Annotated in this window: 16 protein-coding genes; 8 read left to right on the forward strand and 8 right to left on the reverse strand. The window is 66.0% G+C overall.

Features of this window, described 5'->3' with window-relative positions:
• Positions 1–2: 2 nt before the first annotated feature.
• The 6 genes from U6115_RS00240 to U6115_RS00265 all read right to left on the reverse strand — a co-directional run bounded on the left by U6115_RS00240 (position 3) and on the right by U6115_RS00265 (position 4,664).
• On the reverse strand, positions 3–611 hold the full coding sequence (locus U6115_RS00240; RefSeq protein ID WP_043572682.1) for a hypothetical protein: 609 nt from the start codon (positions 609–611) through the stop codon (positions 3–5).
• Complete coding sequence (locus U6115_RS00245) at positions 608–1,528, reverse strand: RimK family alpha-L-glutamate ligase (protein ID WP_047236432.1); 921 nt, start codon at positions 1,526–1,528, stop codon at positions 608–610. The genes U6115_RS00240 and U6115_RS00245 overlap by 4 nt, the downstream gene beginning before the upstream one ends.
• Before the next feature lie 2 nt (positions 1,529–1,530).
• Positions 1,531–1,758: an alpha-aminoadipate/glutamate carrier protein LysW gene (locus U6115_RS00250; protein ID WP_216595284.1), complete on the reverse strand. Its 228-nt coding sequence runs from the start codon at positions 1,756–1,758 to the stop codon at positions 1,531–1,533.
• Between the two features lie 733 nt (positions 1,759–2,491).
• Positions 2,492–3,415 carry an NAD-dependent epimerase/dehydratase family protein gene (locus U6115_RS00255; protein WP_043572684.1) on the reverse strand — a complete coding sequence of 308 codons (924 nt, stop codon included), beginning with the start codon at positions 3,413–3,415 and terminating at the stop codon, positions 2,492–2,494.
• A gap of 47 nt (positions 3,416–3,462) precedes the next feature.
• Positions 3,463–4,167 (reverse strand): SDR family oxidoreductase, encoded by a 705-nt coding sequence (locus U6115_RS00260; RefSeq protein WP_043572686.1) that lies wholly within the window; start codon positions 4,165–4,167, stop codon positions 3,463–3,465.
• Between the two features lie 194 nt (positions 4,168–4,361).
• Positions 4,362–4,664 (reverse strand): putative quinol monooxygenase, encoded by a 303-nt coding sequence (locus tag U6115_RS00265; protein WP_230623329.1) that lies wholly within the window; start codon positions 4,662–4,664, stop codon positions 4,362–4,364.
• A gap of 350 nt (positions 4,665–5,014) precedes the next feature.
• Here U6115_RS00265 and U6115_RS00270 point away from each other — a divergent pair, with 350 nt between their 5' ends.
• Positions 5,015–5,920, forward strand: coding sequence for a LysR substrate-binding domain-containing protein (locus tag U6115_RS00270; protein WP_043572689.1), 906 nt, complete (start codon positions 5,015–5,017; stop codon positions 5,918–5,920).
• A 15-nt stretch (positions 5,921–5,935) separates the two neighbouring features.
• Here U6115_RS00270 and U6115_RS00275 read toward each other — a convergent pair whose 3' ends face one another.
• Positions 5,936–8,089, reverse strand: a complete 2,154-nt coding sequence (locus tag U6115_RS00275) for a peptidase domain-containing ABC transporter (protein WP_043572691.1) — start codon at positions 8,087–8,089, stop codon at positions 5,936–5,938.
• Position 8,090: 1 nt separating this feature from the next.
• Complete coding sequence (locus tag U6115_RS00280; protein WP_230623330.1) at positions 8,091–9,383, reverse strand: HlyD family secretion protein; 1,293 nt, start codon at positions 9,381–9,383, stop codon at positions 8,091–8,093.
• 110 nt (positions 9,384–9,493) lie between these two features.
• Between U6115_RS00280 and U6115_RS00285 the strand changes: the two genes are divergently transcribed.
• The 7 genes from U6115_RS00285 to U6115_RS00315 all read left to right on the forward strand — a co-directional run bounded on the left by U6115_RS00285 (position 9,494) and on the right by U6115_RS00315 (position 16,360).
• Positions 9,494–9,658 (forward strand): hypothetical protein, encoded by a 165-nt coding sequence (locus tag U6115_RS00285; RefSeq protein WP_155294731.1) that lies wholly within the window; start codon positions 9,494–9,496, stop codon positions 9,656–9,658.
• Positions 9,659–9,816: 158 nt separating this feature from the next.
• Positions 9,817–10,890 carry a hypothetical protein gene (locus tag U6115_RS00290; RefSeq protein ID WP_146008405.1) on the forward strand — a complete coding sequence of 358 codons (1,074 nt, stop codon included), beginning with the start codon at positions 9,817–9,819 and terminating at the stop codon, positions 10,888–10,890.
• A complete protein-coding gene (locus U6115_RS00295; RefSeq protein WP_043572695.1) occupies positions 10,884–12,689 on the forward strand; it encodes an asparagine synthetase B family protein in 1,806 nt (601 codons plus the stop codon). Before U6115_RS00290 ends, U6115_RS00295 begins: the two co-directional genes overlap by 7 nt.
• Entirely contained in the window at positions 12,686–13,576 is an 891-nt protein-coding gene (locus U6115_RS00300) for a transketolase (protein WP_080509519.1), read from the forward strand. Before U6115_RS00295 ends, U6115_RS00300 begins: the two co-directional genes overlap by 4 nt.
• Entirely contained in the window at positions 13,573–14,493 is a 921-nt protein-coding gene (locus U6115_RS00305) for a transketolase family protein (protein ID WP_197466041.1), read from the forward strand. Before U6115_RS00300 ends, U6115_RS00305 begins: the two co-directional genes overlap by 4 nt.
• Positions 14,494–14,511: 18 nt before the next feature.
• Positions 14,512–15,366, forward strand: coding sequence for a glycosyltransferase family 2 protein (locus U6115_RS00310; protein WP_080770156.1), 855 nt, complete (start codon positions 14,512–14,514; stop codon positions 15,364–15,366).
• Positions 15,359–16,360, forward strand: coding sequence for a glycosyltransferase (locus U6115_RS00315; RefSeq protein WP_043572698.1), 1,002 nt, complete (start codon positions 15,359–15,361; stop codon positions 16,358–16,360). The genes U6115_RS00310 and U6115_RS00315 overlap by 8 nt, the downstream gene beginning before the upstream one ends.
• The last annotated feature ends 19 nt before the right edge of the window (positions 16,361–16,379 follow it).

The raw sequence follows: 16,379 nt of genomic DNA on the forward strand, positions 1-16,379 counted from the left end.
GATCAGTCCCCTTGGATTGCCTGACGAACGCACGCGGCAACCAGCGGGCTCAGTCGGTAGTTGAATTGGATGGTCGGCTGGATATCCGGCTCGCTTTCGGCTTGGGACCACATGGTCCGCAAGTCGAAGGCGCCGAAGATCTTCAGCCGCTCGGCGCGTTTCCACACCTGCTCATCGTTGGTGGCGATGGCGGCGCATGGCCCGAAACCCAGCGCCGCGAAGTCATAAACCTGCACCTTGTCATCCGCCAGCCGGGTCGCAGCGGCGGCGAAGTCGGTCTGCTCATCGCGCCAGGCCACGCTCGCCAGGCCGTAGGTTCTCGGTTCGGCGCGGGTTTCTTCGAACGTCACCCCCAGCCAGGTCAGAAACTTGTACTCGCGTTCCGAAATGCCGGGGAATACCGCGCGGCCGCCATGGCCGATGCCTTGGCCATGCAGAGCGCCATGAATGGCGCCGGTAATGGAGTTGAACAGCGCGACATGCTGCAGGCCCGTCCTGCTGCGAATCAGGCTTTCAAGGCCGGGCAATTGCCGGTCGTTTTTCTCGATGCTCATCACCACGCCGCTGGTCATCACGCGCGAGAGAATGAGCGATTGCTGGAAGTTGTTCATGAAGCCACCATTGCAAGCGATGTAGCGGAATTGACTTGGAAAGAAAGGTTGTAGGTGGCGGCGTCGGCCGCGACCCAGTCGGCGATCGCGCCGGCGACGTCCACCTGGTGAATCTGCGACGAACGCCAGAATTCCGGATTCTGGTTGATCTCGCAGACCAGCAATTCGTCCGACCCCACTTGCTCGAAGATATCGAGCCCGTAGATGCCGGGGCCGATCGCCTCCACCACCTGGGTCGTCAGATCATGGATCGCGTCGGTCACCTCGCAAGGCACGACTTGCGCGCCCAGGTGCGTGTTGGTTTTCCAGTGATCGGTAGCGCGGCGGAACGCCACGATGGGACGCTCGCCCACGATCACCACGCGCAGATCGTAGCCAGGCTTCTCGACAAAAGCCTGGATCAGCACCGGGAAATGCTTGTAGAGCGCATCATGTGTTTCCCACGCCGACCGCCACGCCTCCAGCGCCTCTTCATCGCGGATCAGCGTCACGCCGCGTCCCCAGGATGAAGAAGCCGGCTTGAGGACGAAGTGGAAGCCGTGCCGCTGTCCATAGCGCGTGATTTCATCGGCTTGGAAGGCGATCACGGACTGCGGTGCGGGAATGTCGTACTGCCGGAACAGCATCGCCTGCGCCACTTTGCTGCAACAAATGTCGATCGCATCGACCGAGTTGATGGTCGGAATGCCGCAAGCCTTCAGCAACCGAGCCAACTCGACGTTTCTCGATTGCGACAAGCAACGCAGCATCGCAACCTGCGGATGCCCGACTCCGCTCTCGCCCTGCAACAGCCAGCCCAGATCCCTGCCGTCCACGCTGACGATCACCTTGACGCCCCGGCGCTCCAGCGCCTCGACGATCGCCTTCTCTTCCGGCCGCATCTTGGTCAGAATCAGCAGTACCGTTATTTGCGACATGCTTACTCGCCCCAGTCCTCTTCCACTTCCGGCGCCAGGGCCAGCTTGGGCTGGCCATCAACCATCAGCAGTTCGTGTTCTTGGCCGCATGCGCCGCATGCGATGATTTCGCCTACCAGCACATCCGCGCTGATGTTGACGGCTTCGGAGCAAACCAGACATTCATTACTCATTTGATCTTCCATTCGATGCGAGATATTGAAAAACGGCTTCACATCGGTCGCGGCCATCGCCAATCCCGAACGGCCCTTGATCTCAGTCCGCCAAGATTCGGACGCTGTTCAGGCATGCCTGACGGCCCCGACCAAAACCAGCCAATATAGAGAAACAAGATCTGCCGTCCGGCCTGCGCGCCCAATATGCGAATCCGCATCAGCGCCATGCGAACCAGTTCGCCCCGATGCCAACCCTGGCAATGGAAGATAAATTAGGATCAACTAATTTAAAAAACCAAAATAAAGGCATTTATGAAAATTCTTGGATAAAAAAATCTATATTCCAGAAATTTTCATATGGTTTCATGAAATTAGAATTTATTTCCTACTCATCCAGCAAATCTCAAAAAGAATCATACGTCATAATTAATTGCATCTCCATACATTTTCATTTAGGAAAATAAAAGGTATGCCAATGGCTAAGCTCAAGTTATTCTTGCCCGATCTTCTCTCGACAAAACTCATCTAAAACAGGGAATTGAAATAGAATTTCATTCGATACTGAATTGAATTGTCTTTATTAGTCTTATTTTCAAGCGAGCTTGCCATCAAAATGGCCACACTAACGTCATGTTTATTTTTTCAAAATAAATCCCATTTGGGATTGCAGGCGCCTCGCCGCGAAATGGCGGACGCGACGGCGGCGCGCGGAAGCCAGCCGCCCGAAGGAAAGCCGGGAAAGAACACGAGGGAAACGAAGAAAAAGAAACGGCGGCGCGAAAGCGCCGCCGCGTGCGACCGCCGCTAATCAGGCTTGAGCATGCCCGGCGAACACGCCGCCGATCCATTGCTCCACATCCGCAAACCGGTAGCCCAGCTCGCGCGCTCTGCCGGTATCCATCTCATACTCGAAAGGAAAGTCGAAGACGCTCAGCCTGGTCGCAGCCTCCTCGTCCAGGTCGGCTTCGGCATGCGCCGGCACGCCCAAGGCGGCGGCGGCGCGTTGATGAATCTCCAGCGCCGTCAGGCCGCCATCGTCAGCCGCGTTGATCGGCCCCAGGAATGCCTGCTCGCCTGTCCACAACAGGAAATCCGCGATGCTTTCGGCGTGGATGAACGAGCTGCGCCCCGACGCCACCGCATACCGCAGGCGTTCGCCCCGGCGCGCGCGCTCGACGTAACTGGCGACACGCCCCAGAAATTCCTCCTCGCCATCGGCCAGCACATGCCCGATGCGCACCGCCACCAGCGGCAAGCGGCCGTCCTGATGGAAGCAGGCCTCGGCCTGCCTTTTCCCGGCCACATAGTTTTGATCCGGCGTCGCCATCTCGTGCCAGGATGTTCCCATCTCTAGCAGCTCGCCCCGCATCTCGAAATCGAGCTCGCGGAACGGCCGCTGCACGGCGCGCCGCAGCGGATAGTAGACCTCGATGGTGGAGGCCATCACATAGCGCCCCACCTTGCCGGCAAACACATCGCAAGCCAGCTTGGCATCGACCGGGTTGTAACAAACCTGGTCGTAGACCAAGTCGTAGCGCGCATCGGCGAACGCCTGCGTCATGGCGGCCCGATCCGAACGGTTTACCCGGATGCGCTCGACCCGGTCGCCGAAATCATCGGCGGCGTTGCCGCGCGAGGCGATGGTGACCCGATGCCCGGCCGCCAGCAGTTTCGCGACCAGCCGCTTGCCGAAATAGCGGGTTCCGCCGATCACCAGAACTTGTTTCGTCATGAATGTCTCCCGATGTAGTGAGGCGTTTGCCGCAGCCCGCCGGCGGCTTAAACCGCCCGAACCAAGCCGCCATCGACGCGGATGTTCTGGCCGGTGATATAAGAAGATTCCGCCGACAGCAGGAATCGCACCGCGGCGGCCAATTCGGCGGTATCGCCATAGCGGCCCATCGGGATGGAAGCGGCGCGTTTTTCATCGAAAGGCGCGCTGTCGACAAAGCCGGACAAGACGGTATTCATACGAATGTTCTCCGCCGCGTGGCGCTCGGCGTACAACCGGGTCCAGACGCTCAGCCCAGCCCGGATCACCGCGGACACCGGCATGCCGAGCTCAGGCGCCTCGACGGCGAAGCTCGACACGTTCACCACCGCGCCGCCGCCCTGTTCGCGCATGATCGGCGTGACCAGGCGCATCAGTTTCGACACATTGAGCAGCAGCAGATCCAAGCCGCGATGCCATTCCTCATCCGGGATGGACAGCAGGTCGCCCTTGGGCGGATGGCCGGTATTGTTGACCACCGCGTCGATGCGGCCATAAGCGTCCAACGCGGCCTGAACCAGCCGCTGCATATCGGCGAACTCGGTGACCGAGCCCGAAACGCCGACGCCGCCGAGTTCGCGCGCCAATTCAATGGCCGCGTTCGAGCGCGACATCAGCGCCACCCGGTAACCATTCGACGCCAGATCACGCGCGATGGCGGCGCCGATCCCCTTCCCCGCGGCAGTAATCAGGGCGACCTTTTGTGCAGACATGTCCAAGCCTCACCTTCAGGATGATTGAAAAACGAGCCATCCGCCGCGCGCCGATCGGCGCGGGCATCGATCCGCCAAGCGTAGGCGGGGCCTCGCATCGTGTCGAACGACTATTTGCCCGGCATTGCACAAGTTTTTCTAATGCTGAAAAAGGGCGACGCCTCCTCAAACCAGATGGCGGGCGCCGGAACGCTTCAACCGATCCGGGAGCAGGGATGCACTTCGCGGTTGATCCGCGGCATGATCTCCGGCACGTAAATGTCCTGGATCGCCGAAAGTTCTCCATGCGCCTCCCAGGCGGCGCGCGACGCCCAGGTTTCCACCAGATAGAACTTCTCCGCGGCATCGGCGGAGTGGTAGGCCTCCCACGCCAGGCAACCGGGCTCCGCCAGACATGTGGGGCGCATGCGCGCCAGCGCATCGGCGATAGGCTCGATATCGGCCGGCGTGCGGGCCGAAATGGCCACGATCAGATGAAACACATCCGCAGTTTGCATACATACCTTCCTGGCTTGACATGGCAAAGATCGGCGCATCCCGCGCGCGAGCCATCCGCGCCCCGCGTGACGGCCGGCCCAATATACGCAGGGCCCGTCCGCGCTGTCGCGCGATAAATTCTTGCCCATGGCGAGAGTTTTGCTAATGCACGGTGCCAGGCGGCGGCCGAGAAAATAGTGTATGCCAAACGTATGCATCGTCACTCAATGGTCATATAATGGTCTGTCGCGTGACCATTCGCGTCCTGACAGAGATACTGCTGCGGCGCGCTGGCGCCCGGCAATCAGCGCGCCGGCCCGTCGAACTGCGGCCAAGCCTTAATAAATAAGCCTCATTGGTGACAGTCAGCATGGATCCGCATCTTCGCACGCTATCCGGCATCATAGATTTTGAGTGCGCCGCCAGGCACCGGAGCTTCCGGCTGGCCGCGGCCGAGCTGAACAAGACGCCCGCCGCCATCAGCCAACAAGTCAAGCAACTGGAGCAGACGCTGGGCATTTCGCTGTTCGAGCGCCATCCCCGCCACATTTGCCTGACGCCGCAAGGGCAGGAGCTATCCCAGCTGATCACGCGCATGCTGCACGACCTCCGCGCCAAAATCTCAATGCTGAGAGTCCCCGAGGGCGCCCAGACGCTGCATGTCACCGCTACCCATTCGTTCGCCATCAAATGGCTGATTCCGCGCCTGCAGCGCTATACCGAACGCTTTCCCGGCTTCGATCTGCGCATCGACTCCAGCGATGCCCTGCGCACGCTGCAAGAGGGCGTGTGCGACATCGCCATCCGTCATCACAAGCTGCAAAGGGACGCAATGAACTCGCTGCTGGTCAGCGAAGACCTGATCGTGGCCTACAGCCCGAATCTGGTAACGGAAACCGGGCCGGTCACCCTGCAGCAGCTACTCCGCTACCCGCTGCTGTATGAAGATTCGCCCGAACATTGGCACACCTTGCTGAATGTCCATGGCCTAGACCGGCACCGCTACGATCTTTCCCATCAGTACAGCCATTCAGGCCTGCTGGTGCAGTCGGCGGTGGCGGGCCTGGGCGTCGGCCTGCTGCCCTACTGCCTCGCCTACGAAGATATCGTCGAAGGCCGGCTGATCATGCTGCCCCATATCGCCCTGCCGTCCGGCTATGGCTACAGCGTGTTCTGCCGCGACGACCAGCCCAAGATGCGGCAGTTCGTCGAATGGCTGCAGGAGGAAGTGGCGGCGATGCGGCTGATGCCGCGCGCGCCGGCCGCGAAGCCGTAACGGCCGCGCCGCGGCTCAGATCGCAGTGCCTGCCGATGCGCAGGCCGGCGCGGCGGCCACCGTCGTATCCTGCACGATCCGCCCCTGCTCCAGCACCACCACCCGTTCGGCCATGGCGATGGTTTCCGGCCGGTGCGCCACCAGCAGGCGCGTCATGGATATATTGCGGATGGCGGCGTTGACCAGTTTCTCGTTCCACACGTCCAGATGGCTGGTGGCCTCGTCCAGCACCAGCAGGCGCGGCTGCTTGTATAGCGAGCGCGCCAGCAGGATGCGCTGCTTCTGGCCGCCGGACAGGCCGGAGCCGATGTCGCCCACCAGCGTGTTGTAGGTCATCGGCATCGCCATGATCTCGTCGTGGATGGCGGCCAGCCCGGCGCAATGGCGGATGCGCTCCTGGTCGGGCTGCGGGTCGAAAAAGCAGATATTGTCGGCGATGGAGCCGGCGAACAGCTGATCGTCCTGCATCACCGTCCCCAGCAGCTTGCGGTAATTGGACAGGCCCAGCTGCTTCAGCTGGATGCCGCCCACCAGGATTTCCCCCTCGGTGGGCTCCATCAGGCCCAGCATCAGCTTCAGCAGCGTGGTCTTGCCGCAGCCGGAAGCGCCGGTGATGGCCAGGCACTGCCCAGCCGGCACGGTCAGGTTCAGGTCCTTCAATACATACGGCTCGCTGTCGGCGTAGCGGAAGGCGACGTTGCGCACTTCCAGCGTCGGCTGCACATGGGCCGGGTCCAGCTCCACATCGTTCAACTCCGGCTCCGGCTCGGTCAGCACGATGTCGGCCACCCGCTCGCCGTGCAGCCGCAGCATCCGCAATTCGAACAGCTTGTCGATCAGCGCGGCGATGCGCTGGCTGAACTGATCCTTGTAGCTGAGGAAGGCGAACAGCATGCCGACCGAAAAGCGGTTGTCCATCACCGCCAGCGCCGCCAGCCACACCACCACCACCCGTTCGGCGCTGAACAGCAGGGTATTGGCGGTTTGAAAGGTGATGGATAGCCGGGAAATGCGCAGATCGGCGTTGAACTGCTCGGCCAGCGCGTTCATCCAGCCGATGCGCCGCTCCTCCTGGCGGCCGAACAGCCGCACGCTCTGCACCCCGCGCGCCGACTCCATGAAATGCGTGCTCTGCCGCGAGGCGTGGACGATCTGTTCGGCGGTGGCCTCGCGCAGCGCGCGGAAGATGCTCCAGCGCAGCAAGGCGTACAACGCCACCGCCACCAGGCTCACCGCCGCCAGCGACGGGCTGTACAGCAGCATCACGCCCAAGGTGGCCAACACCAGCAGGCCGTCTATCACGCCTTCGACGAACTGGGTGGTCAGGCTGCGCTGGATGGTTTGGATCGAGCCGAAACGCGAGACGATGTCGCCCAGGTGGCGCTTTTCGAACCAGGGCAGCGGCAAGCGCAGCAGATGGGCGAAGGCATGGCCCAGCCACTGGAAATTGAGGCTGGTGGCCAGCACCGTGGCGGCCCACGAGCGCACCGCGCCGATGGCGGTCTGCAGCAGCACCAACAGCAGGAAGCCGATGCCCAGCACCGTCACCAGATTGCGGTCGGCCGCCACCAGCGCCTCGTCCACCACCCACTGCAGATAGAACGGCGCCGCCAGCGCGCACACCTGCAAGGCGATGCCCAGCAGCAGCAACTGGCCGATGCCGCGTCCCAAGCCGTCCACCCGGCCCATCAGCGACAGCAGGCTGAACTGCTGCCTGGCCTCGGCCTTGCGGAACGTGTTGCCCGGCGTCAGCTCCAGCGCCACACCGGTGAAATGCTTGGACGCCTCGGCCAGCGGCAGCTTGCGCTCGCCCACCGCCGGGTCGTGGATCACGATGTGCTTGCCGGCCACCGCCTTCAGCACCACGAAGTGGTTCATGTCCCAATGCAGCACGCAAGGCAGCTGCAGCTGCGGCAGATGCTGCATGTCCAGCTTCAGCGGCCGGGGCTGCAGGCCCAGGCCCTGCGCCATCGCGATCAGGCTTTTCAGCGTGGTGCCTTTCAGCGATACCGAAAAACGCCGCCGCATATTGGCCAGGTCTATCCGCAGGCCCCAGTAGCCGGCCACCATCGCCAGGCTGGCCAGGCCGCACTCGGCGGCTTCGGTTTGCAGCAGCAGCGGCAGGCGCTTGCGGCCCCAGAATTGCAGCACGGGTTGCTGATGGCTCATCTCACACCTTCCCGCTGATGCTGTAGAGCGGCTCCAGCACCCACTCGTACAATTTGCGCTTTTCCAGCAGCACGCTGGCGTCCAGCGCCATGCCCGCCTTCAACGGCTGCGACTGGCCGTAAGTGGTGACGCTTTGCCGCTCCAGCGTCACCTTCACCCGATACAGCGCCTCGCTGTCGGGGCTGGCCCCCGGGCTGGTGAAGTACAGCTCCTCCGGCCGCAAGGCGCTGCGCGATACCTCGCGCACCGTGCCCTTGAACTGGCCGAACTTCTGATACGGATAGGCCTGATAGCGGATCAGCACCGGCATGCCCGGCCTGACGAAGCCCGCCGCGCGCGACGGCGCGTACAGCTCGGCCTCCAGCGGCGACCCCGCCGGCGACAGATTGGCCAGCGGCTGGTTGGCCGCCACCGTCTGGCCCGGCTGCGCGGTCAGGCCGCTGACCATGCCGGCCTGCGGCGCCCGCACCAGCAGCTTGCGCCGCGCCTCGTTCTCGGTCAGGTCCTGCTCGATGCTGTCGACGCTGCGCTGGGCCGCCGCCTCGTCGCGCTGCGCCTGGGTCTGGATGTCGCGCAGGTCGGCGCGGCTGCCGTCCTGGTCGCGCAGCGTGGCCGCGCGCGAGCGTTGCAGGTCGGCCAGCCGGGCCTGCTGGTCTATCAGTTCGGCCTGCTTGTCCTGCAGCCCCGCCGCGGAGATGAAATTGGCCTCCTGCAGCTTGCGGTTGCGCGCCACGGTTTCCTCCGCCAACGCCACCCGCCGCCGCTGCAGCGCGATCTGCTCGTCGATGCGCTGCACTTCCTTGTCCAGATCCTCCACCCGGCGCTGCAAGGCCGCCTGCTTTTGCCGCGCCTGCAGCCGCAGCATGCCCTGATCTCCGGCCAGGCTGTCGCGCCGCGACTCCAGCAACCGGGTGATCGCGCCCTCGGCGTCGCCCTTGGTGGCGCTGGCGCGCGCGTTGGCCAGCACGAACAGCACCTCGCCGGCCTGCACCCGCTGCCCCTCCTTGACCCGCACCTCCGCCACCGTGCCGGACTGCGACGGCAGCAGGCGGATCAAGCCCTGGGTCGGCAGCAGCACGCCGGCAACCTGCGCCTTGCGGGTATAGCTGAACAGGCAGAAGAACAGCACGATGGCCAGCGCGATCAGGCTGAACAAGCCGGTCAGCCAAGCCAGGCTGATCGGCCTTTTCAGCACGATGCTGCCATAGCGGTGGGTATCCAGCTGGCGCAGCGCTTCCTTGCGGAACAAGCGGCTGCCGCTGGCCGCGGATTCAGGAGTGGGTGGATTTGGCACGTGGCTGGCAGATTTTTCTATGCGAATAGTCCAATATGTTGACAAACAAACATGACGATTGCAAAACTTATGATCTTCCAATACCGGAAGACATTCAAGGAGGACTTACCATGAACCAGCAAGACCTGAAAACACTGGATGCCACCGAAATCAGCGAAGTCAGCGGCGGCGCCGGCGAAATCTCCGCCAAGTACCTGAAACTGCGCGCGGAAAACACCAAATCCGGCGAAATCCAGGCTCAATACCTGAAGCTGGTTTCGGAAAGCACCAAGTAAGCATTCACGGGCCTCACCGCCCCTGAACCACCGGAAAGCGCAGCCCCGCTCGCTTTCCGGTTCTGCCCGGCCAGGCGCCATGCAATACCGGCCCGCCGGTCCGATCCGCCCGAGCACCCGGGCCCGGACTGAACAAGCGGCCATGACCAGGCTTGCCAATGAAACAAGACAAGATACTCATTCTGGGATTGGGCGATCTGGGACGCCGATTGGCTCTGACCCTGCCCTTGCTGAATCGCGACCTCTCCCTGCTGCTCGCCAGCCGCGACCGCGGCCGCGGCGAATCCTTCGCCCGCCTGTCCTCCGCCTGCTCGACGACGCCGCAACGCTTCATTCCGCTGGACGGCCTGGACGCCGACAGCCTCGCCGCGCTGCTGGAGCGCGAACGTCCCGACCTGATCGTGCAGGCGGCCAGCCTGATGTCGCCGTGGGCGCTGTTCCAGCGCGATGACCCGCAAGCGGTCGCGCTGCGCCAAGCCGGCTTCGCGCTGCAGCTGCCGGCCCAGCTCCCGGTGATCCGCAACCTGATGCAGGCCGTACGCGACAGCGGCGTCTCCTGCCCGGTGGTCAACTGTTCCTACCCGGACGCCACCCACCCGATCCTGGAGCGGCTGGGACTCGCCCCGACCATAGGCATAGGCAACGCCGGCATGATCCTGGCGCTGGCGCTGGCGCGCCGGCGCGCGGCCGACGCCTCCCGCCCGCTGCGCGTCTTCGCCCATCACGCCCATGTCGGCGCGGTGGTGAGGGCCGAGCCGCAAGCGGCGCGCGGCCTGCCGCCGCCGCTGTTGTACCTGGGCGACGAGCGGCTGGACGCCGGCGAACTGTACCGCGGCCCGGCCATTCCGCAAGACCAGGACCTGAACGCGCTATCGGCCGCCCACGCGCTGCAGTTGATCGACGCGCTGCTGCCCGGCGCGCCGGAGTTGCTCACCGCCGCGCCCGGTCCGCGCGGCTTGCCCGGCGGCTGGCCGGTGCGGGTGGGCCAGGGCGCCGTCGCGCTCGACCTGCCCGCCGGCATCCAGCCGGCCGACATGCTGCCCTATATGCGCGAAGCGGCCGCCGGCGACGGCCTGGCCGATATCGCCGCCGACGGCACCGCCCACTTCACCGACGCCTTGCGCGCCGCGCTGCCGGCGCCGCTGCGGGAACTGGCGGACCCCATGCATCCGGACGAGGCGCTGCCGCGCTTCCAATTGCTGCAACGCCACCTGGAGCGGCCGGCATGCTGAGCGCCGAACCGATTTACGGCCTGATCGCCAAAACCGCCGTCGCCCGCGCCGACTTCGCCGGCCACTGGCGGCAGCGGCTGCCCGCCACCTTCCCGGCCGCCGGCGCCGACTGGTTCGTGTCAGCCGCCGGCCTGGCGCTGCACGCGCCGCAAACCAGCGCCGGCCCGCATGGCGGCCAGTCGGCGCTGTGCTGCCGCGGCCGCACCTACGGCGCCGCCGCGCTGTCGCTGGAGGCGCTGCAGCGCGACGGCGCGCGCGCCTTCGAGCGCTGCGCCGGCGAGTTCGCGCTGGCGTTCTGGGACGAGGCGCGCGGCCAGCTGCTGCTGGCGCGCGACCAGATGGGCCAGCGCAGCCTGTTCATCCGCGAAGACGCCCATCATTACCTGTTGTGTTCCGAACTGGAGCCGCTGCTGGCCGATCCCGATTTCGACTGCCAGCTCGACGCCGAATCCGCGGTGCATTACCTGATGTTCGGCGCGCCCTATCCGGGACGCACGCTGGCGCGCCGGGTCAGCAAACTGCCGGCCGCTCACTACTTGAGTTGGAACGGCGCCGGCCCGCTGCTCAGCCACCGCTACTACACCCCAATAGGCTTCGACGCGCCCAAGGTGGTGGGCGCCGCCGAGCGCGAGCAGCTGGAGCGCACGCTGGACCAGGCCATCCATGCCCGGCTCGCCGACGGCGGCCAGGCCATCCTGCTGTCCGGCGGCGTCGACTCCTCCTACATCGCCGCCACCGCCGCCATGCGCGCCGGCGGCGAACGCCTCGACGCCTACACCATCGAGTTCACCGCGCCCTACCCCCACAACGAAAGCCAGTACGCCCGCATCGTCACCGACGCCTACGGGATTCGCCATCATGCGGTGGAGCTGGGCCCGGAGCAGGCCACCGCCGCGCTGGCCGACGTGTTCGCCGCCGCCGAGCCCTGCAGCGCCTGGAGCAGCATCACCCACCGCCACCTGCTGGCGCGGATCGGCGCCGACGGCCACCGCAGCCTGTTGTCCGGACTGGGCGCCGACGAGGTATTCGGCGGCTACTGGAAGTTCTTCCAGTCGTACGCCAAGCTGCGCTTCTTCGATGAAAGCTGGCCGGCGGCCGACGCCGTCGACTCCATCGACGGCCTGATGTGGCAGCCGACGCCGGCGCGCTCGCGCCTGTTTTCCGGCATTCCGCGCTTCCATCCCGATTCCGCGCTGCGGGCGGCGCTGCCGCAGCCGTACAAGTCGTGGAGCCATGCGCCGCAGCTGATCGAGTTTTACCGCCAGTGCCGCCGCTACAAGCCGGACGCCCACCTGTTCGAGCTGATGGTCGCCCACGAGTGCCAGCACCGGGTGCCCGACCTGCTGTTCGCCGGCTTCGAGCCTCCGGCCAGAAGCCAGGGCATCCACACCGCCTATCCCTTCCTCGCGCCGGAAGTGGCGGAGCAGGCCTGCGGACTGGGCGCCGCCGAGCGCTTCTGGCGCAAGGACAACCGCTGGCGCAACAAGAAAGTGTTGCGAGAGATCGCCGCCAAGCGGGTGCCCGACGCCATCATGCAGCGCCCGCTGTACAGCTACAACGCCCCGATCGCGCAGTGGATGCAACACCCGGACTTCTCCGCCGCCATCTATGCGCAACTGCGCGACGCCCCGCTGTGGGACAGCGGCTTCGTCCAGCGCGGCTGGTTGTCCGAAGTCGAGGCGCAGATACGATCCTACACACCCCGGGCCAAGGCCGCGCACTTCACCTGCTTCGGGCAGATGTGGGTGTTGGCGACGCTGGCCGCCTGGCACCAACGATGGGTAGCACGCCAATCATGACCATAGACATCTCCGCACCGCTGGCGGCCAGGCATCCGGCCTCGGCCCCCATCCTGCACGCCGCCGCGCCGGACGGCCTGACGCTGGCCGCCGAGGCCAAGGCGCTGCGCCTGGACATCATCCGCGCGCTGCACGCCGTCGGCGGCGGCCATTACGGCGGCAGCCTCAGCTGCATCGACCTGCTGCTGGTGCTGTACCGCCGCTGCCTGCGGGTGGCGCCGGCCGCGCCCGGCCACCCGGAGCGCGACCGCCTGATCCTGTCGAAAGGCCACTCCGCGGTGGCGCTGTACGCGGTGCTGCGGCGGCTGGGCTTCTTCTCCGAGCCGCTGGACAACTACGCCGACTTCGACTCCATCCTCGAAGGCCACCCCGACATGCTGAGCGTGCCGGGAGTGGACTTCTCCAGCGGCTCGCTCGGCCAGGGCCTGTCGGTGGGCATAGGCATGGCCCTGGCGCTGCGCGGCTCGGCGCAGCGCACCTGGGTGGTGCTGGGCGACGGCGAATGCCAGGAAGGCCAGGTGTGGGAAGCCGCCATGCTGGCCGCCGCCTGCGGCCTGGACCACATCCACGCCATCGTCGACTGCAACCGCTTCCAGGAGTGGGGCTGGGCGCCGACGCCCGACGCGCCGCACCCGGAGCCGGTGCCGCAGATGGCGGCCAAATGGCGGGCGTTCGGCTGGCACGTGATCGAATGCGACGGCCACGACCACCAGGCGCTGGAGCTGGCAGTTCAAGAGGCGCAACGCCACAAGGGCCAGCCCAGCGTGATCCTGGCGCGCACGCAAAAGGGCAAGGGCGTGCCGCTGGTGGAGGCGGCGCCGTGGCGCTTCCATTGCGAGACGGTATCCGACGAAGAACACGACATCATGCTGAGGAGCCTGGCATGAGCATGAAACTGGCAGACTATCTCGGCCACACCCTGGCGCGCCGCGCGGCGGACGACGAGCGCATCTTCGTGCTGGACGGCGACCTGGCCGATTCCGACGGCGCCATGCACTTCGCCGAAGCCCATCCGCAGCGCTTCCTGATGACCGGCATCGCCGAACAGAACATGCTGTCGGTGGCCGCCGGCATGGCGTCCTGCAAGCTCCGGCCCTTCGTCTTCTCCTTCGCCGCCTTCCTGTGCTACCGCGCCTACGACCAGGTGCGGATCGGCCTCAGCCAATGCCGGCAAGCCGTCACCATGGTGGGCTCGCACGCCGGCGGCCTGGCCGCGCGCAACGGCAAGACCCACGCCGCGATCAACGATCTGGCGCTGATGCTGTCGCTGCCGAATATCGAGGTCTGGGCGCCGGCCGATTTCGCCGACGTCGAGCTGGCGGTGCGCGCCTGCCTGCAAAGTCCGTCCGCCAACTACATCCGCATGCCGCGCCGCGCCTTCGGCTACGACGAACAGTTGCCGGGCGAGGCCGCGCCGCTGCGCTGGCTGCTGCCGCCGCGCCCGCTCACCCTGGTGTCGACCGGACTAGGCAGCCACTGGGCGCGGGAAGCCGCCGAACGGCTGCAGCGGCAAGGCATGGAAGTCGGCCTGCTGCACTGCCCCTACCTGGGCGACCGCGACGCCATCGCCCGCGAACTGGCGGGCGTCAGCCGGCTGGTGGCGATCGAGGACCACTGCGTGATGGGCGGCCTGGCCTCGCTGCTGGCCGGCCTGCAGCTGGAGGCGCCGATCGCCGCCTGCGGCTGGCCGGCGGACTACGCCGGCAAGTCCGGCTCCGACGAGGCGCTGCGCGCGCGCCACGGTCTGTCCGCCGAGGCGCTGGCCGCCAAGGTGGCCGAATTCGCCGCGCTCCGCCCCCATTAAGCCTTCCGGAGAAACCGCATGCTTTCCATCATCATTTCCTGGCGCAACCGCAAAGAACTGGCCCAGGCCCTGCCCAGCCTGCTGGCAGCGGCCCATGGCGTCGGCGGCGACGTCAACATCGTCAACTACTCCGGCGACGCCGCGCAGCTGGCGGCGCTATGCGGCGCTTACCTCCCGCAGCTGAACATCATCAACGTCGACGGGCAGGAATTCTTCAACAAGGCCGCCGCGCAAAACGTCGGCGCCTCGCAGGCGCGCCATCCGGCGCTGTTCTTCTGCGACTGCGACATCATCCTGCCCGACCCGGCGCTGCTGCTGCGGCTGTGCGCCCACCTGGCGGAAGGCGCCGGCCGCTTCGTCACCCTGGCCGGCGTGCAGGAGTCGGAAGTCAATTCGCGCCAGGCGCGCCACGTGGTGTCCTTCGGCTACGAACTGAACATCCGCACCGCCGACGGCCGCCGCCTGCGCATCGTCGACAATGAGGAAGACGGCGAAACCGGCACCCGCCAGGCTCCCGGCCTGCTGCTGGCGCGGCGCGACGACTTCCTGGCCATAGGCGGCTACAACTCCGACCTGCACGGCTGGGGCTGGGAGGATCAGGACATGATCTCCCGCCTGACCCTGGGCCGCGGCCTGGAGCGCGTCAACGAGGGCGTGGCCGTGCACATCTCGCACGACGACCACGCCCGCATCGCCCACTACCCGCAGGTGGCGTCGCGCTGGGAAAGCCGCGACCGGATGTTCCGCCAGGCGCTGGCCAACTACGACGACGCCAATTTCAGCGGCAGCTACCCGCGCGACCTGGCCAGGCTGGAGGGGCGGATCGCCATGGTCCGCGGCGCGGCCGCCGACAGCGGAGCCGTCCATGCCTGAGCGGCCGCCAGCGAAACCGGCGCGCCGCCTGGCCCGCCTCAGCGTCTGCATGATAGTCAGGGACGAGCAGGCGGTGCTGGCGCGCTGCCTGGACAGCTTGCAAGGCATCCACGACGAGCTCTGCGTCGTCGACACCGGCTCGCGCGACGACACCGTCGCCATCGCCGAGCGCTACGGCGCGCGCGTCCAGCGCTACGCCGGCTGCAACGGCCCGGACGGGCGCATCGCCGACTTCGCCGCCGCGCGCAACCAGGCGCTGGCGATGGCCAGCGGCGACTGGGTGTTGCAGATCGACGCCGACGAGGTGCTGCGCCAAGGCCACGCCCAGATCAAGCGGCATGTCAGGAGCGCCCATCCAGGCATGATAGGCGTCGGCCTATCCTCCAACGGCGCGCACTGGGTGTCGGCCCGGCTGTTCCGGCGCACGCCGGACGCGCACTACCGCAGCCGCATCCACGAATACCTGGTGCAGGGCGGCGGCCTGCTGCCCGACAAGCGGATCCGCATCGAAAACCTGGAAAACAAGCAAGGCAAGGAAAGCGCCAGCGAACGCAATATCCGCCTGTGCCTGCTGGCGCTGGCAGAAAGGCCGGACGAGGCCCGCACGCTGCACTACCTGGCCAATGAGTACCGCGAAAGCCAGCGCTTCGACGAAGCCATCGCCTGCTACCGCCAGGCGCTGGCGCTGGGCAATTTCCCGATCGGCCGCTTCCACAGCGCCTACTACCTGGCGGTCTGCCATCTGCTCAAAGAGGAGTGGGATCAGGCCATGGACTACGCGCTGCTGGCGATCCGCGCCGATCCGCGCTACGCCGAAGGCCCCTGCCTGGTGGCCGACATCTACTCCAGCACCGGCCAGCGGGAATACGCCGCCCACTGGTACCGGATGGCGCTGGTCTGCAAGCGGCCGCCGGCCGACGCCGTGCTGGGCGTCCAGCACTGGGCCTACGGCGACTATCCCAGGCAGCGGCTGGCGCGGCTGGCCGCGGCCTGAGCCCTTCTCCCCCGGCGCC

The sequence above is a fragment of the Chromobacterium subtsugae genome, from assembly GCF_035919665.1.
Lineage (GTDB): Bacteria > Pseudomonadota > Gammaproteobacteria > Burkholderiales > Chromobacteriaceae > Chromobacterium > Chromobacterium subtsugae.